The organism is Rhizobacter sp. J219 (assembly GCF_024700055.1).
Taxonomy (GTDB): Bacteria; Pseudomonadota; Gammaproteobacteria; order Burkholderiales; family Burkholderiaceae_C; genus Rhizobacter.
Genome location: NZ_JAJOND010000001.1, coordinates 2,548,923 through 2,567,241 on the forward strand (window position 1 = coordinate 2,548,923; position 18,319 = coordinate 2,567,241).

General features: G+C 69.3%; 19 protein-coding genes and 3 pseudogenes. 11 read left to right on the plus strand and 11 right to left on the minus strand.

Going from position 1 to position 18,319, the window contains the following annotated elements; translation table 11 throughout:
- The first annotated feature begins 9 nt into the window (after positions 1 to 9).
- The 7 genes from LRS03_RS26550 to LRS03_RS11695 are packed head-to-tail and all read left to right on the plus strand — an operon-like array spanning position 10 to position 5,402.
- On the plus strand, positions 10 to 459 hold the full coding sequence (locus LRS03_RS26550; RefSeq protein ID WP_308296420.1) for a type II secretion system protein: 450 nt from the start codon (positions 10 to 12) through the stop codon (positions 457 to 459).
- 49 nt (positions 460 to 508) lie between these two features.
- Positions 509 to 991: a prepilin-type N-terminal cleavage/methylation domain-containing protein gene (locus LRS03_RS26555; RefSeq protein WP_308296421.1), complete on the plus strand. Its 483-nt coding sequence runs from the start codon at positions 509 to 511 to the stop codon at positions 989 to 991.
- Positions 945 to 1,592, plus strand: a complete 648-nt coding sequence (locus LRS03_RS11675; RefSeq protein WP_257825590.1) for a type IV pilus modification PilV family protein — start codon at positions 945 to 947, stop codon at positions 1,590 to 1,592. The genes LRS03_RS26555 and LRS03_RS11675 overlap by 47 nt, the downstream gene beginning before the upstream one ends.
- A gap of 3 nt (positions 1,593 to 1,595) precedes the next feature.
- Positions 1,596 to 2,162: a type II secretion system protein gene (locus LRS03_RS11680; RefSeq protein ID WP_257825591.1), complete on the plus strand. Its 567-nt coding sequence runs from the start codon at positions 1,596 to 1,598 to the stop codon at positions 2,160 to 2,162.
- The gene (locus tag LRS03_RS11685; protein ID WP_257825592.1) at positions 2,159 to 2,431 is read left to right on the plus strand and encodes a hypothetical protein; all 273 of its coding nucleotides are present in this window, start codon (positions 2,159 to 2,161) and stop codon (positions 2,429 to 2,431) included. The genes LRS03_RS11680 and LRS03_RS11685 overlap by 4 nt, the downstream gene beginning before the upstream one ends.
- Positions 2,428 to 2,835: a hypothetical protein gene (locus tag LRS03_RS11690; protein WP_257825593.1), complete on the plus strand. Its 408-nt coding sequence runs from the start codon at positions 2,428 to 2,430 to the stop codon at positions 2,833 to 2,835. Before LRS03_RS11685 ends, LRS03_RS11690 begins: the two co-directional genes overlap by 4 nt.
- Positions 2,832 to 5,402, plus strand: a complete 2,571-nt coding sequence (locus LRS03_RS11695; protein ID WP_257825594.1) for a DUF6701 domain-containing protein — start codon at positions 2,832 to 2,834, stop codon at positions 5,400 to 5,402. The genes LRS03_RS11690 and LRS03_RS11695 overlap by 4 nt, the downstream gene beginning before the upstream one ends.
- An 11-nt stretch (positions 5,403 to 5,413) precedes the next feature.
- Here the strand turns inward: LRS03_RS11695 and LRS03_RS11700 are convergent, their stop codons facing one another.
- Genes LRS03_RS11700 through LRS03_RS11710 form a run of 3 tightly spaced genes read right to left on the minus strand, consistent with a single transcriptional unit; the run spans position 5,414 to position 8,123 of the window.
- Positions 5,414 to 6,382, minus strand: a complete 969-nt coding sequence (locus LRS03_RS11700; RefSeq protein WP_257825595.1) for a nucleotidyltransferase domain-containing protein — start codon at positions 6,380 to 6,382, stop codon at positions 5,414 to 5,416.
- Positions 6,383 to 6,397: 15 nt separating this feature from the next.
- Entirely contained in the window at positions 6,398 to 7,216 is an 819-nt protein-coding gene (locus LRS03_RS11705; protein ID WP_257825596.1) for a DUF429 domain-containing protein, read from the minus strand.
- A gap of 13 nt (positions 7,217 to 7,229) precedes the next feature.
- Positions 7,230 to 8,123, minus strand: coding sequence for an EamA family transporter (locus tag LRS03_RS11710; RefSeq protein WP_257825597.1), 894 nt, complete (start codon positions 8,121 to 8,123; stop codon positions 7,230 to 7,232).
- Positions 8,124 to 8,174: 51 nt separating this feature from the next.
- Between LRS03_RS11710 and LRS03_RS11715 the strand changes: the two are divergent.
- From LRS03_RS11715 to LRS03_RS11725, 3 genes and pseudogenes are all read left to right on the plus strand, one after another.
- Positions 8,175 to 8,309 (plus strand): annotated as a pseudogene (locus tag LRS03_RS11715) (asparaginase); the annotation flags it as partial.
- A gap of 122 nt (positions 8,310 to 8,431) precedes the next feature.
- Positions 8,432 to 9,211, plus strand: a pseudogene (locus LRS03_RS11720) (asparaginase); the annotation flags it as partial.
- A gap of 222 nt (positions 9,212 to 9,433) precedes the next feature.
- The gene (locus tag LRS03_RS11725; protein WP_257825598.1) at positions 9,434 to 10,330 is read left to right on the plus strand and encodes a LysR family transcriptional regulator; all 897 of its coding nucleotides are present in this window, start codon (positions 9,434 to 9,436) and stop codon (positions 10,328 to 10,330) included.
- 9 nt (positions 10,331 to 10,339) lie between these two features.
- Here LRS03_RS11725 and LRS03_RS11730 read toward each other — a convergent pair whose 3' ends face one another.
- The 5 genes and pseudogenes from LRS03_RS11730 to LRS03_RS11745 all read right to left on the minus strand — a co-directional run bounded on the left by LRS03_RS11730 (position 10,340) and on the right by LRS03_RS11745 (position 14,946).
- A complete protein-coding gene (locus tag LRS03_RS11730) occupies positions 10,340 to 10,687 on the minus strand; it encodes a hypothetical protein (RefSeq protein WP_257825599.1) in 348 nt (115 codons plus the stop codon).
- Positions 10,688 to 10,714: 27 nt separating this feature from the next.
- Positions 10,715 to 11,626, minus strand: a complete 912-nt coding sequence (locus LRS03_RS11735) for an FAD-dependent oxidoreductase (RefSeq protein WP_308296422.1) — start codon at positions 11,624 to 11,626, stop codon at positions 10,715 to 10,717.
- Positions 11,524 to 12,114 carry an FAD-dependent oxidoreductase gene (locus LRS03_RS26560; protein ID WP_308296423.1) on the minus strand — a complete coding sequence of 197 codons (591 nt, stop codon included), beginning with the start codon at positions 12,112 to 12,114 and terminating at the stop codon, positions 11,524 to 11,526. The genes LRS03_RS11735 and LRS03_RS26560 overlap by 103 nt, the downstream gene beginning before the upstream one ends.
- A gap of 26 nt (positions 12,115 to 12,140) precedes the next feature.
- A pseudogene (locus LRS03_RS11740) lies at positions 12,141 to 13,906 on the minus strand (ATP-dependent DNA ligase).
- Entirely contained in the window at positions 13,903 to 14,946 is a 1,044-nt protein-coding gene (locus LRS03_RS11745; protein ID WP_257825600.1) for a ligase-associated DNA damage response exonuclease, read from the minus strand. The pseudogene LRS03_RS11740 and the gene LRS03_RS11745 overlap by 4 nt, the downstream one beginning before the upstream one ends.
- A gap of 147 nt (positions 14,947 to 15,093) precedes the next feature.
- Between LRS03_RS11745 and LRS03_RS11750 the strand changes: the two genes are divergently transcribed.
- A complete protein-coding gene (locus tag LRS03_RS11750) occupies positions 15,094 to 15,708 on the plus strand; it encodes a hypothetical protein (protein ID WP_257825601.1) in 615 nt (204 codons plus the stop codon).
- 12 nt (positions 15,709 to 15,720) lie between these two features.
- Here the strand turns inward: LRS03_RS11750 and clsB are convergent, their stop codons facing one another.
- Genes clsB through nudB form a run of 3 tightly spaced genes read right to left on the minus strand, consistent with a single transcriptional unit; the run spans position 15,721 to position 18,265 of the window.
- A complete protein-coding gene (gene clsB, locus LRS03_RS11755) occupies positions 15,721 to 17,016 on the minus strand; it encodes a cardiolipin synthase ClsB (protein WP_257825602.1) in 1,296 nt (431 codons plus the stop codon).
- The gene (locus LRS03_RS11760; protein ID WP_257825603.1) at positions 17,016 to 17,801 is read right to left on the minus strand and encodes an endonuclease/exonuclease/phosphatase family protein; all 786 of its coding nucleotides are present in this window, start codon (positions 17,799 to 17,801) and stop codon (positions 17,016 to 17,018) included. The genes clsB and LRS03_RS11760 overlap by 1 nt, the downstream gene beginning before the upstream one ends.
- Positions 17,798 to 18,265: a dihydroneopterin triphosphate diphosphatase gene (nudB, locus tag LRS03_RS11765; RefSeq protein ID WP_257825604.1), complete on the minus strand. Its 468-nt coding sequence runs from the start codon at positions 18,263 to 18,265 to the stop codon at positions 17,798 to 17,800. Before nudB ends, LRS03_RS11760 begins: the two co-directional genes overlap by 4 nt.
- Positions 18,266 to 18,319: the final 54 nt, after the last annotated feature.

Here is an 18,319-nt window from a genome sequence, read left to right on the forward strand (position 1 = left end):
GAGATTCTCATGAACAAACAACGTGGTTTCACCCTCATCGAACTGGTGGTCGTGATCATCATCCTGGGCGTGCTGGCAGCCGTGGCGGTGCCGCGCTTCACCGACATGTCGGACCAGGCGCGCAACGCCGCCGCCAAGGGCGTGGCCGGTGCCATCTCGTCGGCGACCTCGATGAACTACGCGCAGCGCCAGGTCAGCAACCCCAACGCGATCGTCGTCAACCAGGCCAACGTGTGCACCTCGGCCGTGCTGGGCCAGTTCGTGCAGGGCGTGACGCTGCAAAACGGCGCCAACCCCACGGGCGACCAGATCTTCCGCATCCAGGCCTCGACCAACGCCGGCGCGAATGCGAACTGCAACGCAGCGACCAACCTGCCCACGGCAGAGTGCTCGGTGCGCGCCACCGGCACCGGTGCCAACATCGTCAACCAGAACTTCCTCGTCATCTGCGCCCGCTGAGCGGCCGCAGGCCGGGCCGCCCATGGGCCCGGCGACGATGAAGCAAGCCATGCGCTCGCAAGCCGGCTTCACCCTGGCCGAGCTGGTTGCCGTGATGGTGGTGATGGGCATCCTGGCGGTGTTCGCCGTGCCCCGCATGCTTGATCTCAACCAGTTCTCGGCCCGCGGCACCCGCGATTTCGTGGGGGCCGCGTTGCGCTATGCGCAGAAGTCGGCGATCGCGATGCGGCGCAACGTGTGCGTGAACGTCGGCGCCACCCAGCTCACGCTCACCCACGCCACCGCCGCCGGGGCCAACCAGCCCTGCTCGGCCAACGAGCTGCCCAACCCGGGCAACGGCCGCGCCTACAGCGACAGCAGCAACGCGCTGCCGTCGGGTGCGCAGGTCAGCACCCCCACCAGCCTGATCTTCGACGCCCAGGGCCGGCCGCTGTCGGCCCCCGGCACGCCGCGCACCACCGCCCTCACGATCTCGGTGACCGGAAATGCCACGCCCCTCACCATCGAGCCAGAGACCGGCGTCGTGCGCTGAGCGCGCGTCTCGCCCCGCACGCCAGCGCGGCCTGTCGCTGGTCGAGCTGGTGATGGCCATCATGGTGATCAGTGTGTCGGTGACCGGCCTGCTGATGGTCTTCAACTACAGCGTGCGCCACAGCGGCGACCCGATGGTGCGCAAACAGGCTGTCGCCATCGCCGAAGCCATGCTCAATGAAGTGCTGGCGCAGCCCTTCACCTACTGCGACCCGCAAGACGCGGCCAACGAAGCCGCCACACCGCCCGCGAGCACGGCCGCCTGCAGCGGCGGCGCAGCCGGCTCCCAAGACCGGGGCGGCGGCGCGCTCGGCCCGCAGCCGTCGGGCGAGGGCCGCTTCAACGCCACCAACCCCTTCGACAACGTGGCCGACTACCACGGCTACGCGACCAACGGCGTCATCTACGGCATGGACGACGGTGCCAACCGCATCACCGCACTCGACGGCTACTCGGTCTCGGTGACCGTCAGCCGCGCCGGCGCGACCTTCAGCCTCGCCGCCGATGCGGCGCTGCGGGTCGACGTGCGCGTGACCGGCCGCGGCGAGACGGTCACGCTCACCGGCTACCGTTTTCGATACGCGCCCCACAGCATCGGCTGAGCCATGCAGCGCCGCCCTCCCCGCCCCACACCGCGCCGCTCGCTGGGCTTCACGCTCTTCGAAGCGGTGCTCGTCATCATGCTGACCGGCATCGTCGGCGTGATGGTGTCGGGCTTCGTGCGCCAGCCGATCGACGCCTACATCGACCTTGGCCGCCGCGCCGAACTGACCGACGCGGCCGACCTGGCACTGCGCCGCATGGCGCGCGAGCTGCGCACCGCGTTGCCCAACAGCGTGCGGGTCGACGCGAGCGGCCAGTACGTGGAATTCCTGCCAGTGCGCTCGGCGGGACGCTACCGCGCGGCCGGCGCGGGCGACAGCCTCGACTTCAGCGCCGCCCCCGCCGTTGAAACCTTCGAGGTGCTCGGCCCTGCCGTCAGCGCCCAGGCCGGCGACCAGATCGTCGTGCACAACCTCGGCCTGCCCGGCGCCGATGCCTACGAGGGCAGCAGCCGCCGCGCACTCACGACCTTCGGCGCGGCGCTGTCGAGCGTGGGCTACACAGTGGGCGGAACGCAGTTCCCTATGCCTCGCCCAACCAGCGTTTCCACATCGTCGGCACGCCGGTGAGCTTCGGCTGCACGCCGATCGCGGGTGGCGCCGGCAGCCTGCGCCGCTACGCGGGCTATGCGATCCAGAACGCGCAGCCGACGGGCACGCTGTCTGCACTCACCGGCGCTAACAACGTGCTGCTGGCGAACTCGGTCGCGGCCTGCACCTTCACCTACAGCGCGAGCGCCACCACGCGCAACGCGGTGGTCACGCTGCGCCTCACGCTCACGAGCGGCGGCGAAAGCATCCACCTGCTGCAGCAGGTGCAGGTGGAGGGCTCGCCATGACGCGCGCACGGCACAGCCGCGGCTTCGCGATGGTGTCGGCCATCTTCCTGATGGTGGTGCTGGCGCTGCTCGGCGGCCTGATGGTCACGATGTCGAACACGCAGCAGATCAGCGCCGTGCGTGACATCGCCGGCACACGCGCCTACCAGGCCGCACGCACCGGCATCGAGTGGGGCGCCTACCGGGCACTGCAGGCCGGCGCCTGCCCGTTCACGGCCGCCCTGCCGAACGCCGTCAACGCCACCGGCTTCTCGGTGCAGGTTACCTGCACGTCAAGCGGCCCTTACGACGAGGGCGGTGCGCCCTATTCGGTCTACCAGATCACCTCCACCGCCACCACCGGCACGCTCGGGCAGCACGACCACGCCGAGCGGCAGTTGCAGGCGGTGATGCACGCACCATGAGACACCTGGCCCGCATCCTCCTGATGGCCGCGCTGGTGTGGACGGCCGCCGCCCCGCACGCGGCGGCACAGACCTACACCGCCACGGCCAACGCGACCACGCAGTCCACCTATCCGTGGATCGACATCAGCACCACGGGCACGCAGGTCCCCCTCGCCGACGATGGGGTCTCGGGCGCAGTGGCGCTGGGCTTCAACTTCACCTTCGGCAGCACCACCTACACCAGCGTGCGCATCGCGGCCAATGGCCTGCTGCAGTTCGCCTCGTCCGCGTCGATCGACTACCAGAACAGCGCGCTGCCGCTGAACGGTGCCGGCGGCAGGCCCAATATCGACGCCGCCATGCTCCCGCTGTGGGACGACCTCAACCCCGACGGCGACGGCAGCTTCATCCGCTACAGGACGGTGGGCACGAGCCCGAACCGCGTCTTCGTCGTGTCGTGGCTCGACGTGCCGTATTACTGCTCGAACAGCGGCTCCACCTGCAACAACGGCCACGACCAGACCCGCACGATCTTTGCCACCTTCCAGGTGCAGCTCCACGAGCAGGGCCACTTCGTCTACCGCTACGGCGCCGTCGATGGCGCGGGCGGCGCGCACACCGCCGGCCCGGACGTGTCCAACCCGTCGGGCGCCACCGTCGGCTACGAGCTGACGAACAGCGACTACGTGCAGCATTCGTACCGCACCGCAAGCGTCTCCAACAACACCACCATCCTCTGGCAACGGCCCTCGGCTGTGGCCCTGCCGGGCGGTTTCAACGCCTTCGACACCGGCACGGCAGCCGGCAGCATCACCGGCGTGATCAGGACGAAGGTGGCGGGCTCCGCGTTCAACCTGGCGGTGGTGGCGCTCAACAGCACCCGGACCGCCGTGCACACCACCTTCACCGGCGACGTGAGGGTGGACCTGCTCGACGCCAGCGACAGCACGGGCACCTTGAACACCAGCACCGGCTGCCGATCGAGCTGGACCAGCGTGATCTCCACCGGCACGCTCAATTTCGCCACAGGCGACGCGGGCCGCGACAACACCGCGCTCACACACGTCAACAGCTGGCGCGACGTGAGGGTGCGCGTGAGCTACCCCGCCACCGGCACGGCCACCGTCACCGGCTGCAGCACCGACAACTTCGCGATCCGGCCGGCGGGCTTCAACATCGCCGCGTCCGACACCACCAGTAGCACGGCCAACATCGCCGGCACCACACGCCTGCTCGCCAACACCAGCAGCAGCGGCGGCCACGTGCACAAGGCGGGCCGGCCCTTCACCGTGCGGGCCACGGCGGTCAACGCCAGCGGCACCACGACGAGCAACTACAACGGCACTGCGAGCGGGCGGGCGTCTTCGACGCCGTGCACCGGCACCGCCTGCGGTGGAACGCTCGGCGCGTTGACGCTCGGCACCATGACCGCATCGGGCGGCCAGCTCGTCACGCACAGCGCCAGTTACTCCGAGGCCGGAGCGTTCAACCTGCAGCTGGTGGACGACACCTTTGCCGCCGTCGATGCCGCCGACGGCTCCACCGCGGCCGAACGGGAGATCTCGGCCATCGCAGCCGTGGGCCGCTTCGTGCCCGACCACTTCGAGATCGTCGCGGCCGTCACGCCGGTGCTGCGCACCTTCGGTTCGTCCTGCGTCGCCGCACGCAGCTTCACCTATCTCGGCCAGCCCTTCGGCTACAGCACCACGCCCACCGCCACCGTCTACCCGCGTAACGCTGGCGGCGGCACGACCACCAACTACCCCGCCGCGAAGATGAGCGCGCTGCAGGTCACGCAGGCCTATGGCGTGACGCCGGCCTCGCCGGGGCTGGCCACCGCCAACGCGGCCACCCCCGCCTCGCCCACCGCCAACAGCGGCGGCACCGGCACCCTGCAGTTCCCCGCTGGCGTGCCCAACTCACTCACGATGACCAGGCCCGCCGCCGCCACGATCGCCCCCTTCACCGCGGCGATCGCGCTCGACTGGAGCGTGGCCGACGGCACCGAGAGCGCGGTCACCGGCAACGAGACCATTGCGACCGCCCAGCCCGTGCCAGGGCCCTTGTTCCCGTCGATCGCATTCGACCAGGGCAACGAATTCCGCTACGGCCAGCTCAAGCTCGGCAGCGCCTACGGCAGCGAAACCATCGCCCTCGCGGTGCCGGTGGAAACGCAGCACTGGAACGGCACCGGCTTCGTCACCAACACCGCCGACCACTGCACCGCGTTGCCGACCAGCAGCGTGTCGCTCGCCAACTTCCGCGGCAGCCTGGCGGCCTGCGAGACCGCGCCCACGGCCAGCAGCGTGAGCATGAGCAGCGGCCGCGCGACGATGCGACTGGCCGCCCCGGGCGATGGCAACAAGGGCAGCGTCGACGGCAGCCTGCAACTCGCCGCCACCCTCACCCCCGGCGCCCTGCGCTGCAGCGCCGTAGGCACCCCACCCTCGGCCGCCGTGCCCGCCAACCTGCCCTGGCTGCAAAGCCGTGCCCCGGGCGGCAGCACCTACGACCAGAACCCGAACGCGCGCTTCAGCTTCGGGCAGCACCGCTCGCCGTTGATCCAGTTGCGCGAGATGTACTGACCCGGGGCTCGTCAGACGACCAGGAGCTTTTGCTCCAGAAGCTCCTGCACGATATCGGCCTGAAGCCGATCGCGCCGGCGCTTGACCTCTTCTCGTTGTGGCGCTCGTTCCCCCATCCACCGCTTGAACTCCACAAACACCTGCGGGGAGATGGTGCGCATCATCGCCATGCGGCCGTTGACTGCGATCACCGGGTGCTCGAAGCGCGGCGCCGTGGTCAGCACCGATGCCCGAATCGCCTGCACGGGCCACAAGTCACCCTCGTCGTCCGAGAAGCGAAACGGATGGGGATCCCCGTCGACGGGCTGGCGGCGCAGGAAGTCGACCTCGAAGCCACGCGCATTGATGGCCGTCTCGTTCTGCCCTTCCTTGCGTTCGAAGCTTCGGTCGGCTCGCTTGAGCACACTCAGCACCGACGCATCGAGGTGCTGCAGGTCGCTCATGAACTGCACGCGCTTGCGTGCATCCCACAGCAGGTCGACGTCTTGCGTGGCGAGGGCGCCCTGCACGATGCGCACGCCCGCCGCGGTTTCGTAGGCGTAGAGCGCGTGCGTTCCTACCACGGTGAAGTGATCGGAGAGCCCGGCGTCTTCGAGGGCCTGAAGGACCGCCACCACGAGGTTGGGCGTGCGCCCGGCCTTCAAGGCCTTGTTCATGCGCTCTGCCTCTGTGAGCGCTTCCTGCAGTGAGGCGAGACGCGACTCCAGCGCCAGCTTGCGGCTGTGGTAGTCGGCGAACACCTGCTCGGTCTGGTCGGAGCGCGCACCCAGTCGCTCCTGTGTGCGGCGACGAGGGCGCGTCTTGACCAAGTACTCGTACGCACCCTCCCGCTTCCAATACATGCTGCCGGCGTACGGCCGAGCCTGGGCTTGAACACGCCGGAATTCCGTGAAGACCGTGGTCGAGTCGATGCCCTGCCGGACGGCGTTTTCGGGAAGAGGAAGGTAGTGCATCACCGCATTTTTCTTGAATTTCTTCATTTGCGGTGAATTCTTTCAAATCAACGACTTAAGAGCCGTCACGATCCACCCTTCCAGCGAATCGGCCCCCACCGGCAGCCCATGCCCCGGCTGCTGGCTCGCCCACGCCGCCTGCACCAGGCACAGCACCGCGTCGAGCGCATCGCCCGAGGCATCGGCCACCAGCGCATCGCGCTGCGCGTGCGACAGGCGCAGCCGCAGGCCGAGGCGGCTTCGGCCTTGCTCCAGGGCCTCGACCAGGTCCTTGCGGGCGATCAGGCGCTCGGGTGTCTGCTTGGCCCTGTCGTCGCTCTTGTAGGAGCGGCGGTCGATCAGCTCGCGGGCGAGCAGGCCGGGGTAGCCTTCGACCGCCACGCGCAGCGGGTCGCCGGCGTGCAGGCCGGGCAGGTGCACGCCGGCGTCGAGCAGCAGCGGCACCCCCGCATGCAGCATGTAGGCGACCGGCGGGTTGACCCACTTCATCGACGGCGACGACCCCGCCGGCCCGTCGCAGGCGCGGTGCGCGAACTTGGCGCCCGCCGGGCGCGCATCGCAAAAGGCGGCGAAGGTCTCGCGGATCTCCTCGCGCGACAGCGCGGTGTAGTGCCGCATCAAGGCGTGCCACTCGGTCGGCCAGCCCAGCGCCTGCACCAGCTCGCGTGGCAGGCCGAACGGGAAGTCGCAGGCCGCGAGCCAGGGGCCGGGCGTCTGCAGCCATTGCGACAGCGCCTCGAAGCTTTCATGCAGGTCGACGCGGGCGAGCTTCACCACGCCGTGCTGCAGCTCGCCGAGCGCGACCGTGACGGGCTTGCGCCGCGTGGGGCGGCTGGTGAAGTCGATGCCGGCGAGTTGCATGGCCGTCGTCTCCTCAGCCGAGCGCCAGGCCCGCCACGCCGAGCCCGATGCACAGCGCGCCGGCAATGCGCAGGCCGCGGTCGCCTTCGCCCAGCAGCCTGCCGCCCAGCAGCGCCGCGAAGAGCATCGACATCTCGCGCGCCGGCGCCACGTGCGACAGCGGCGCGATCTGCAGCGCATACAGCACCAGCAGGTAGGCCAGCGGCGCCATCAGCGCGATCAGCAGCGCATGTTTCCACTGCGCGCGAGCGGCCTGCACAAACGCCGGCCCGTCGCGCAGCGCGGCCGGCAGGTGCATCGGCAGTCGCGCCACGTTGCAGAAGTAGACGAAGAGCACAGGCTGCATCGCCAGCACCTTGATGGCATAACCGTCGATCAGCGTGTAGATGGCAATGCACACCCCGGTGGCCGCGCCCCAGCCCACGCCGGCCAGGACGCGCTGCCGCTGTGCAGCGTCATGCGCCTTCGCTTTCATGTTGGCCCACACCGCCGTGCCACCCGCCACGAGAAAGATGCCGGCAATCACGAGCAGCAGCCCGAGCCCACCGAGCCACCCCATCGACTCGCCCAGCAGCACGAGCGCGCCCAGCGAGGCCAGCAAGGGCCCGGTGCCGCGCGCCACCGGGTAGACGACGCTGAGATCGCTCAGCGCATAGCCGCGCAGCAGGGTGTGGAAGTAGACGAGGTTGGCCGCCGCGCTGGCGACGATCGCGCTCCACTCGGCCCAGCCCCAGTGCGGCACGGCCTGACAGCCGAGCCACAGCCCGAGCGGCGACCACAGCAGCACCTGGAAGATCGTCAGCAGCAGCGAGAAACGCGCATCGCCGCCGGCCGTCTTGGCCACCAGGTTCCACAGGGCATGCAGGAGTGCGGCAACGAGGACGAGGGCAAGCGCGGTGGCAGACATGGGCTCGGAATTGTGCCTGTGGGGGCTTGGCGATTTGGCTAGAGTGGCCCGATGAACCTCGTCCTCGTGAACGTGCTGCGCGGGCGCTACGCCGAGTCATGCCACCGCGGTGCCTTTGCCGTGGTCGATGCCGAAGGCACGGTGGTGGCAGAGGCCGGCGACATCGACCGGCCGGTCTACCCCCGCTCGGCCGTGAAGCTGCTGCAGGCGCTGCCGCTGGTGGCCAGCGGTGCGGCCGATCGCTTCGAAGTCTCGGCGACGCCGAACTCGCCCTCGCCTGCGCCTCGCACAACGGCGAGCCGGCGCATGCCGACACGGCCACCGGAATGCTCACGAAGGCCGGCCTCGATGTGCAGGTGCTGGAGTGCGGCGTGCACTGGCCGGCCCATGAGGGCGCCGGCCGCGCCCTCGCGCAGCAAGGGAAGCAGCCGAGCGCCCTGCACAACAACTGCTCGGGCAAACACGCGGGCTTCGTGTGCCTGGGCTGCACGCTGGCAGGGCACGAGGAGCCGCGCCGCTTCCTTCGGGGCTACACCGCGGCCGACCACCCGGTGATGCGCGAGGTGAGTGCGGCGCTGCAGGCGGCCACCGGCTTCGACCTGCGCGATGCGCCACTGGGCATCGATGGCTGCTCGATCCCCACCTACGCCATCCCGTTGCGGCGCCTGGCGCTCGCCTTCGCTCGGGTCGGCACCGGCGTGGGCCTGTCGCCCGAGCACGCCCGCGCGGCACGGCGGCTGCGTGCCGCCATCGCCCGCGCACCCTTCATGCTGGCCGGCACTGGCCGCTTCGACACCCGCGTGACCGAACGGCTCGGCGAGCGGGTGTGCCTGAAGGTCGGCGCCGAGGGCGTGTACTGCGCGGCGCTGCCCGAGCTGGGGCTGGGGGTGGCAATCAAGATGGACGACGGCAACAACGCCCGTGCCGCCGAAGTGGCGATGGCCGCGGCCATCGAGGCGCTGCTGCCGCTCGAAGGCGACGACACGGCCTTCATGCGGGCCTTGAGCGAGCCGGTGCTGCGCAACTGGAACGGGACGCACGTCGGTCAGCTCGTGCCCACCGAGACACTGCGGCGGCTGAGCGCCTGAGCCATTGCCAGGCGGCGTGGTACGCGGCGTCGAGCGCTTCGTCGCGCAGCGCATGGGCGCGGTGCACGGCGGCTTGCTTCAGGGCATACAGATCGGGGTGTTGCATGGTCAATCTCCAACAGGTGAAGACACACTAGGCGGACCCATGCCGCGGGGACAGCCCACGGCACGGAAATGCGTCTTGCATCCGCTGCAACACCGCCGCCTCTACCATCCACCCGCATGGACGGCCTGACCTTCGACGACCTCAAGCTCTTCGCCCGCGTGGCCTCGCTCGGCACGCTCTCGGCCGTGGCGCGCGAGCGCGACGTGCCGGTGAGCCAGGTGTCGCGCACCATCGCCCGCATCGAGAAGACCACCGGCGTGAAACTGATGCACCGCTCCACGCACGCGCTCGCGCTCACGCCCGAAGGCGAGACCTTTCTCGACTACTGCCACCGCATCACCGGCTCGCTCGACGAGCTGGAGGGTGAGTTCAACGCCAAGTCGCGCGAAGCAAGCGGCCTGGTGCGCGTGGCAGCCAGCACGGTGATGGCGCAGTACCGCGTGCTGCCCAGCCTGCCGGGCCTGCATGCGCGCCACCCGCGCGTGCAGGTGGAGCTGGAGGTGAGCGACCGGCTGGCCGACCTCACCCGCGATGGCATCGACATCGCGCTGCGCACCTCCAGCAGCCCCTTGCCCGAGACGGTGGTCGCGCGCCAGATCGGCACCCATGGCCGGGCGCTGTATGCGACCGCTGCCTACCTGGCCGAGAAGGGCAAGCCGCAGCACCCCGACGACCTCGCGCAGCACCGGCTGGTGACCAACAGCGCCGCGACCAACCTCAACCTGTGGCCCTTCGTCGTCGACGGGCAGGCGATGGCGCTGCCGGCCCGCGGCTTCTGGCGCACCAACGACACGGCGGTGGCCGCCAACATGGTGCTGATGGGGCTGGGCATCGGCCGGCTCTCGACCATCGCCGCCGAGCCGCTGGTGAAGGAAGGCCGGCTGGTGCCGGTGATGCCCAATCTGGTGGACCGGCAGCTCAGCCCCGTCTATGCGGTGACCGCGGGCACGCGCCACCGGCTGCCCAAGATCAAGGCCTGCATCGACTACTGGGTGGCCTGGTTCGCGAGCTGACGCGGCGGCCTACTTGGGCGCCTTGTCGCCGGCTTTCCTGGTCTGCTTCTTGGCCCCTGGCACCAGCTGCCACGGCTTGGGCTTGGGCACGGTGAGCGAGCGGGTGTGGCACGCGTTGCAGTAGAAGCTCTTGGCGCCTTTCTCGCGGGCCGACAGCGTGCGACGCGAGTGGGTGAACTGCCCTGCGCAGCCGGCGCAGGTGTAGCGCAGGTTGGCCGGGGCGGGGATCTCGCGCCGGCCCTTGCCGTGGGCCACGTTGCGCGTCTTCGGGCCTTGCTTGCGCAGCCACAGAAAGCCGCCGAGAAAGACGACCGCCGCAATCGCTGCGGCAAAGAGGAACTCCGGTGACAAGACCATGCGCGATTGTCGCGCGGCGGGCGCGCCTCAGGCCTTGTCGCTTTCCACCACCCGCAGCACCTCGCGCATGGTGACGAACTCTTCCGCGCCGGTCGGGTGGATGCCCAGCGTGCGGTCGAACACCGCCTTGGTGAGCCCGCCCTGCATCGCCACCGCGAAGCCCTGCACCACCTCGCCCGCGTCGTGGCCGACCATGTGCAGGCCCACCACCTTGTCGCTGGCGTCATCGACCAGGAGCTTCATCAGCGTGCGCTCGGTGCTCTCGCTCAGCGTGTGCTGCAGGGCCTTGAACTCGGCGCGGTACACGCGAAGTTTCGGGTAGGTGCGGCGCGCGGCCTCTTCGCTCAGGCCCACCGTGCCCACGTTGGGGTGGGTGAAGACGGCGGTGGGCACGAGGTCGTAGTCGATCGGCTGGCGCACCAGCTTGCCGGCCGGTGCGCCGAACAGGCGGTCGACCAGGTACATCGCTTCGGCCAGCGCCACCGGCGTGAGCGCCTTGCGGCCGATCAGGTCGCCGAGCGCATGGACCGAGGGCACACGCGTTTGCAGTCGATCGTCGACCGGCACCGAGCCGTCCTTGTTGACCAGGATGCCCAGCGCTTCCAGGCCCAGGCCCTCGGTGCGGGCGCGGCGGCCGGTGGCGTGCAGCACGGTGTCGGCCTCCAGGGTCTGCCCGTTGCTCAGGCACAGGCGCTGAATGCCGCCTTGCTGCTCGGCTTCGGTGACGGTCGTCTCCAGGCACACCTTCACACCCTTCTTGCGCATCTCGCCGGTGAGGAAGACGGCCATCTCCTGGTCGAAGCCACGCAGCAGGTGCGTGCCGCGGTGAACGAGCGTCACCTCGGCGCCCAGGCCCTGGAAGATGGATGCGAACTCGCAGGCGATGTAGCCACCGCCCACCACCACCAAACGCTTCGGGAAGGGGTCGAGGTCGAACATGTCGTCGGGCTTTTGGCCCATGCGTCACCCGGCAGGCCGCTCTTCTCCGGCGCGCCACCGGTGGCGAGCAGGATGTGCTGCGCCGTGATGCGCTGCTCGCCGCCGGCGCAGTCGACCGCCACCGTGTGCTCGTCGACCAGCCGCGCCCAGCCGCGCAGCAGCTGCACGCCGGCGCCGTTCAGCAGGCCCTCGTAGACGCCGTTGAGCCGCTTGATCTCGGCGGCTCGGCGCTGCTTGAGCACGGCCCAGTCGAAGCGCGGGGCCTCCCCCACCCAGCCGAAGCCATGCGACTGCTCAGCCAGCTCGCCGAAGTGGGCGGCGTAGCTGTAGAGCTTTTTCGGGATGCAGCCGACGTTGACGCAGGTGCCGCCCAGTGCGCCGGCTTCGGCGATCACCACACGCGCGCCACGCTGCGCGGCCATGCGCGCGGCACGCACACCGCCGCTGCCGGCGCCGATGACAAAGAGATCGCAGTCGTAGTGGGCCATGCCTGTTCCTGTGGTGGCGAGCCCCCTCAGTCGGAGCGGCTCATCAAAGCTTGCAGTGTCGCCAAAGTGTCGGCTTCGTGCAGCGGCTTGTCGGAACGGATGCGCAGCATGCGGGGGAATCGCACCGCGATGCCGCTCTTGTGGCGCGAACTGTGGTTGATGCCTTCGAAGCCGAGTCTCGAAGACCATGCTCGGCTTGACGCTGCGCACGGGGCCGAACTTCTCCAGCGTGGTGGCACGGATCACGCGGTCGACGTCACGGAACTCCTCGTCGGTGAGGCCGGAGTAGGCCTTGGCGAAGGGCACGAGCTGCAGGCCACCCGGCTGCGGTGGCTCGCGACGCTCGATCGCGTCGAGCACGGCCTTCGCTTCCTCGGCATCGGCGGGCTGGCGGTTCCACACCGCGAAGGTGTAGTCGGTGTAGACGCTCGCGCGGCGGCCGTGGCCCGCTTGCGCGTAGATCAGCACGCAGTCGACGGAGAGTGGCGCGATCTTCCACTTCCACCAGGTGCCGTCGGCCTTGGTGCGGCCGCTGCCGTAGCGCGCATCGCGGTGCTTGAGCATGAAGCCTTCGACGCCGCGGGCACGCGACTCTTGTCTCAACTCTTCAAGTTCAACCCAGGTAGGGCGCTCGACGGTCGGCGACACCATCAGCCCCGGCAGCGCCAGCAAAGCTTCGCGGCGGCGGTGCTGCGGCCAGGCGCGGATGTCTTCGCTCTGCCACTCCAGCAGGTCGTAGGCCATGAAGCTCACGGGAGCGTCGGCCAGGATCTTCTTGCCGAGCAGCTTGCGGCCGATGCGTTGTTGCAGCAGGTTGAAGGGCCCCGGCCTTCCGCCGGGCCGCCCCAAGGAGGGCCGAGCCCCCTCGGGGGGCAGGAGCAAAGCGACGTGGGGGTCGTCATCCGGTTTGCCGTCTTTCCACACGAGGATCTCGCCGTCGACCACCGTGCCGTCGGGCCACTGGCCGGCGATGGCCATCACCTCGGGGAAGCGCTCGGTCACGAGTTCTTCGCCGCGCGACCAGACCCAGATGTTGCCGGCGCGGCGAACCACCTGCGCGCGGATGCCGTCGTACTTCCACTCCACCAGCCAATCACTCGGCGCGCCGAGCTTGCTGTCGAACTCGTTCAGCGGCAGCTCGATCGCGTGCGCGAGGAAGAAGGGGTAGGGCTGACCCGAGTCGCTCGCCGTCTGCACCGAGGCGGGGGCCAGCAAGGCCCGGTAGCCGGCCGCATCGGGCCGCGCCGTCTTGTCGGTGTAGCCCATCATGCGCTGCGCGATGAGCTTCGCATCGAGCCCGGCATGCGCTGCGAGCGCACGCTGCACCAGCAGCTTGCTCACGCCGACGCGGAAGCCACCGCCGATCAGCTTGGTGAGCAGGAAGCGGCCGGTCGCATCGAGCTCGCGCCAGTAGCCGGCGATGCGTTCGGCCTGCTGCTCGGGGGTCGCCACGCGCAGCGGCAGCAGGCGCTGCTCGACCCATTCGGCCAGCCCCATGTCGCTCGTGTGCTCCGACATGGGCAGCACATGCGCGATGGTCTCGGCGAGATCGCCCACGGCCTGGTAGCACTCGTCGAAGAGCCACGGCTCGATGCCTGCCTGCCGCCTCGCCATCTCGCTCAGCACGCCCGTCGGGATCACCTGCCGAGGCTTGCCGCCGGAGAGGAAGTACACAGCCCAGGCGGCGTCGGCGTCGGGGGCTTCGTCGAAGTAGCGTTTCAGCGCGTCGACCTTCGCGTTGGTGGCCGTGCTCGCGTCGAGTCTCGTTGAAGAGTTGGCTGAACCGCTTCATTCGTTGCTCTCGACGTCGCCCGCGGGCTTCTCGGCGTCGACACGTTCGTCGTCGTATTCGGTCTCGAAGGCCTCCGCCTGCAGGCCCTGCTCCTGCAGCCAGCGCACCATGATCGCCTCGTAGCCGTGGGTCACGATCACACGCTCGGCACGGCTCTCGCGGATGGCACGCTGCAGGCCCGGCCAGTCGGCATGGTCGCTGAGCACGAAACCGCGGTCGACCGCGCGGCGGCGGCGGGCGCCGCGCAGCTGCATCCAGCCGCTCGCAAACGCGTCGCTTGCATCGCCGAAGCGGCGCGCCCACGCGGACCCCTGCACCGACGGCGGCGCGATCACGAGCGCACGTGACAGCGCGGCCTTGTCGAGATCGGTCACGCGGTGCGTGGCCGGCAGCGCCACACCGGCCGCGCGGTAGGCCTCGTTCAGCGGATCGACGGCACCGTGCGTGACGATCGGCCCGATGGCCGGGTCGACCCCCGCCAGGATGCGCTGCGCCTTGCCGAAGCTGTAGCCCATCAACAGGCTCGCACGTCCCGTGTCGGCATTGCGCTGCCACCAGCGGTTGATGTCGTCGAAGACCTCGCGCTGCGGCAGCCAGCGGTAGATCGGCAGGCCGAAGGTCGACTCGGTGATGAAGCAGTGGCAGCGCACCGGCTCGAAGGGCTCGCAGGTGGTGTTGTGGTCTTCCGCGCCGGAGACGAAGTAGTCGCCCGAGGCCACCCACACCTGGCCGCCATGTTCGAGCCGCACCTGCGCCGAGCCGAGCACGTGACCGGCAGGGTGCAGGCTCAGGCGCACGCCGTGGTGGTCGACCGTTTCGCCATAGGCGAGTGTCTGCAGGTGGATGTCGGCACCCAGGCGCGAGCGCAGCACGCCCTCGGACTTCTGCGACGCGAGGTAGTGCCCGTTGCCCATGCGCGCATGGTCGCCATGCGCATGCGTGATGACGGCCCGCGGCACCGGCCGCCACGGGTCGATGTAGAAGTCGCCAGGTGGGCAGTAGAGGCCTTCGGGGCGCTGGACGATGAGATCGACATTCATGTGCTCAGGCCGGCAAACGGCAGGCCGCGGTGCTGGAAGCAATCCTTTGCAATTCTTCCCCACTCCTGGGGGACAGGCGCAAGGCCGGGGGCCTTCGACAATCGCGGCCTCACCGTCCAGGGGGCAGGCCCCTTCACAAACACAACCATGATCAAAAACCATCTGGCACGCGCAACACTGCTCGCCACCACGCTGTGCCTGGCGGCCTGCGACAAGCCGCTCGAAGAGCGCGGCTGCACCGACGAAGACGTGCAGGTGCTCGCGCGCAAGCTGCTCGTCATGCAGTTCAACGACTTCGCCAAGCCCATGACGTCGGGCGAGCGCCTGATGCAGAGCTACGGGCAGAGCAGCAGCACCCAGCCGATCCTCAACAGCATCAAGACCAGCGCCTTGAAGCCCGACAGCGTGCAGCTTTCGGAGGTCAAGGCCTTGTTCGAGCCCAAGACACCACCGTCCGAGCGCCCAGTCGGCCTTCGCGAGGCGTCCTATCTGTACGGCTGCTCGGCGAAGGCGCGGGTCGAGCTGGCGCCGGCTTCGGCGGAGCGCATCGCGAAGATGCCGGTCCTGGCGAAATTCACCCAGCTCGACGGCCAGAAGCTGACGCTCGACGTGATCTACACCACCGAGCGCGAAGGCGATCGCCGCATGCAGGTGGGCGTGGCGATGAGCCACCCGATGCTCAAGACCTTGCTCGCCGTGGCCTTGCGCAACGAGCGCGAGCCGAGCGCAGAAGAGAAGGCGGAGGCCGCCTCCGCGCCGTGATGCGCCGCGCGCTCAGTACCGTCCGGTGATGCCGGCCACGCGCAAATACACGTGCGCGACCCACGCCACGAACCCGCGCCGCAACACCCCCCGCAAACTCGCCCGTCGCGCCTGCTGCGGATCGATCTCGCGCGACGCCGACACCGCGTTGTCGAACTCCGCCGCCAGCGTGTTGACGAAGTCCGCATCGCGGATCACGACGTTGGCTTCCAGGTTGAGCAGCAGCGACAGCGGGTCGATGTTGGAGCTGCCCACCGTGGCCCATTCGTCGTCGACGAGCCCCACCTTGGCGTGCAGGAAGGCCGGGGTGTACTCGTACACCTTCACGCCGTTGCTGAGCAGCTGGTCGTACAGCGCCTGCGCCGCCACCGCGGCGATGCGGTAGTCGACCTTGCCCTGCAGCAGCAGCCGCACCTGCACACCGCGCCGTGCCGCGTTGATGAGCACGCGCATGAAGGCACGGCCGGGGTAGAAGTAGGGCGAGATGAGGTCCACGCGTGTCTTGGCCTTGCGGATGGCGTGGATGTAGCTGCGCTCGATGGCCCTGCGCTGGCGCAGGTTGTCGCGCATCACGAAGGCGGCGCGAACCGGTGGCAGGTCACCGACGTCTTCGCCGGCCTTGGCGCCCTTGGGCATGCGCAGCCGGCGCAGCAGGCGGCGCGCACGCGCCACAGGTTCGGCGCTGCGCGCCAGGGCCGCCATCTCTTTGGCGAAGTTGCGGCCGACGTTGGCGCGTGTCCACAGGGCCTTCACCGCCTGTTCGATAGGGGCCACGACGGGGCCGCTCAGCTCGACGGCGAAATCGAGCCGGGGGAAATCGGTCCAGCCGTGCACCTGGTCATAACAATCGTCGAGCAGGTTGATGCCGCCGACGAAGGCCACGCGGCCATCGACCACACACAGCTTCTGGTGCAGGCGGCGCAGTTGGCTCGGCTGCAGCCAGGCCCACCAGCGGTCCAGCGGGCGGAAGATGGTGAGCTGCACACCCGCCTCGCACAGGGCGCTGCGCAGGTCGAGCAGGGTGGCGCGCGAGCCGAAGCCGTCGACCACCAGCTTCACGTGCACACCGCGCTGCGCCGCCTCGACCAGCGCCTGCGTGAGCGCGGTGACGCTCGCCACGTTGTCGTAGATGTAGGTGGCGAGCCAGATCTCGTGCCGCGCCTGCTCGACGGCCCGCACCATCGCCGGAAACAGCGCATCGCCGCCCCGCAGCAGGCGCGCCTGGTTGCCGCCGCTGTAGACCGTCGGATGGATGACCCGCATCAGGGCCGCTCTTGCGGCGTTGCGCTTGTCTGCGGCGGTGCTCATCAACCCAGTTCGAGGTCGGCCACCAGGGGCAGATGATCCGACATCCGCGCCCACACGTTGCCGCGCGGCACGAAGGTCGCGGCGCAGCGGAAGCCGCGGGTGTAGATGCGGTCGAGCGAGAAGAGCGGCACGCGCGACGGAAAGGTGCGCTGCGGCGTACCCTGCTCGGCGCGCTGCAGGCCCATCTCGCGCATCGGTGCGTCGAGCTTCTCGCCCCAGTCGTTGAAGTCGCCGGCCAGCACGACCGGCTCGCGGTGCGGGATCTTGTTGGCGATGAAGGCGGCGATGCGCTCCACCTGCCGCACCCGGCTCGAATGCATCAACCCGAGGTGAGCGACGATGCCGTGCACCACGTGGCCGTGCCAGTCGATCTTCACGTGCAGGAGGCCGCGCTGCTCGAAGCGGTGGTCCGACACGTCGTGGTGGCCGATGTCTTCATCGAGGGGCCAGCGCGAGAGCAGCGCGTTGCCGTGCTCGCCGCCATCGGTGTAGGCATTGGTGCGGTAGGCCACGTCGTAGCCCTCGGGTGCGAGGTGGTCGGCCTGCGGGACGCGCGGCCAGCCGAAGTGCGTGTCGGGAAAGCGCCGCGCCTCGGCGTTGTTGAAGCTGCGCACTTCCTGGAGGAACACCAGGTCGGCGTCGAGCGCCTCGATGCCCAGGCCGATGTTGTGGATCTCCAGCCGCTTGCGCGGGCCGATGCCACGCACGCCCTTGTGGATGTTGTAGGTGGCCACCCGCAGGATGTGCGCGGGGTGCTGGGTGCTGGAGCTTGCGCCTCGTGTCATGTGAATCGTGGCAACTGGAGGATGGCTTCGGCATTGGATGGCGAGAAGCACTGGTCGGCCGCCTCGCGCCAGTCCAGCCATTGGTAGCGTAGGTGTTCGCGCGGTGAGAGAGCAACTGGTGTTCCACCGGGCACCCGCAGGCCGAATACGTGTTCAGTGTTGTGCGTCACGCCCGGCGCATAACGATGTCGCCACACCGGGTAGATCTCGTAGATGTTGCTCAGCTGCCAGTCGCGCAGGTTGGCGAGCGGCACGGCGGGCGAGCCGATCACGATGCCGGTTTCTTCACCCACTTCGCGCACGGCGGTCTCTTGCAAGGGCTCGTCGAGCCGGTCCTTGGAGCCGGTCACGCTCTGCCAGAAGCCGGGCTTGTCGGCCCGTTCGAGCAGCAGCACCTGGCGCTCGTCGGTGTGGATGACGACCAGCACCGACTCGGGGATCTTGGGCGGGCGCGAAGGGTTCATGGAATGAAAAAGGGGCAGCGAACGCTGCCCCTCGATGATGCCAGCGATGACCGG

Bases quoted from the DNA above. Each gene is read 5' to 3' on its own strand.
- LRS03_RS11700 (WP_257825595.1), bottom strand. From the start codon at position 6,382: ATGAAGAAATTCAAGAAAAATGCGGTGATGCACTACCTTCCTCTTCCC.
- LRS03_RS26555 (WP_308296421.1), top strand. From the start codon at position 509: ATGCGCTCGCAAGCCGGCTTCACCCTGGCCGAGCTGGTTGCCGTGATG.
- LRS03_RS11680 (WP_257825591.1), top strand. From the start codon at position 1,596: ATGCAGCGCCGCCCTCCCCGCCCCACACCGCGCCGCTCGCTGGGCTTC.
- LRS03_RS11705 (WP_257825596.1), bottom strand. From the start codon at position 7,216: ATGCAACTCGCCGGCATCGACTTCACCAGCCGCCCCACGCGGCGCAAG.
- LRS03_RS26550 (WP_308296420.1), top strand. From the start codon at position 10: ATGAACAAACAACGTGGTTTCACCCTCATCGAACTGGTGGTCGTGATC.
- LRS03_RS11710 (WP_257825597.1), bottom strand. From the start codon at position 8,123: ATGTCTGCCACCGCGCTTGCCCTCGTCCTCGTTGCCGCACTCCTGCAT.
- clsB (WP_257825602.1), bottom strand. From the start codon at position 17,016: ATGAGCACCGCCGCAGACAAGCGCAACGCCGCAAGAGCGGCCCTGATG.
- LRS03_RS11735 (WP_308296422.1), bottom strand. From the start codon at position 11,626: ATGTTCGACCTCGACCCCTTCCCGAAGCGTTTGGTGGTGGTGGGCGGT.
- LRS03_RS11695 (WP_257825594.1), top strand. From the start codon at position 2,832: ATGAGACACCTGGCCCGCATCCTCCTGATGGCCGCGCTGGTGTGGACG.
- nudB (WP_257825604.1), bottom strand. From the start codon at position 18,265: ATGAACCCTTCGCGCCCGCCCAAGATCCCCGAGTCGGTGCTGGTCGTC.
- LRS03_RS11760 (WP_257825603.1), bottom strand. From the start codon at position 17,801: ATGACACGAGGCGCAAGCTCCAGCACCCAGCACCCCGCGCACATCCTG.
- LRS03_RS11750 (WP_257825601.1), top strand. From the start codon at position 15,094: ATGATCAAAAACCATCTGGCACGCGCAACACTGCTCGCCACCACGCTG.
- LRS03_RS11725 (WP_257825598.1), top strand. From the start codon at position 9,434: ATGGACGGCCTGACCTTCGACGACCTCAAGCTCTTCGCCCGCGTGGCC.
- LRS03_RS11730 (WP_257825599.1), bottom strand. From the start codon at position 10,687: ATGGTCTTGTCACCGGAGTTCCTCTTTGCCGCAGCGATTGCGGCGGTC.
- LRS03_RS11690 (WP_257825593.1), top strand. From the start codon at position 2,428: ATGACGCGCGCACGGCACAGCCGCGGCTTCGCGATGGTGTCGGCCATC.
- LRS03_RS11745 (WP_257825600.1), bottom strand. From the start codon at position 14,946: ATGAATGTCGATCTCATCGTCCAGCGCCCCGAAGGCCTCTACTGCCCA.
- LRS03_RS11675 (WP_257825590.1), top strand. From the start codon at position 945: ATGCCACGCCCCTCACCATCGAGCCAGAGACCGGCGTCGTGCGCTGAG.
- LRS03_RS26560 (WP_308296423.1), bottom strand. From the start codon at position 12,114: ATGGCCCACTACGACTGCGATCTCTTTGTCATCGGCGCCGGCAGCGGC.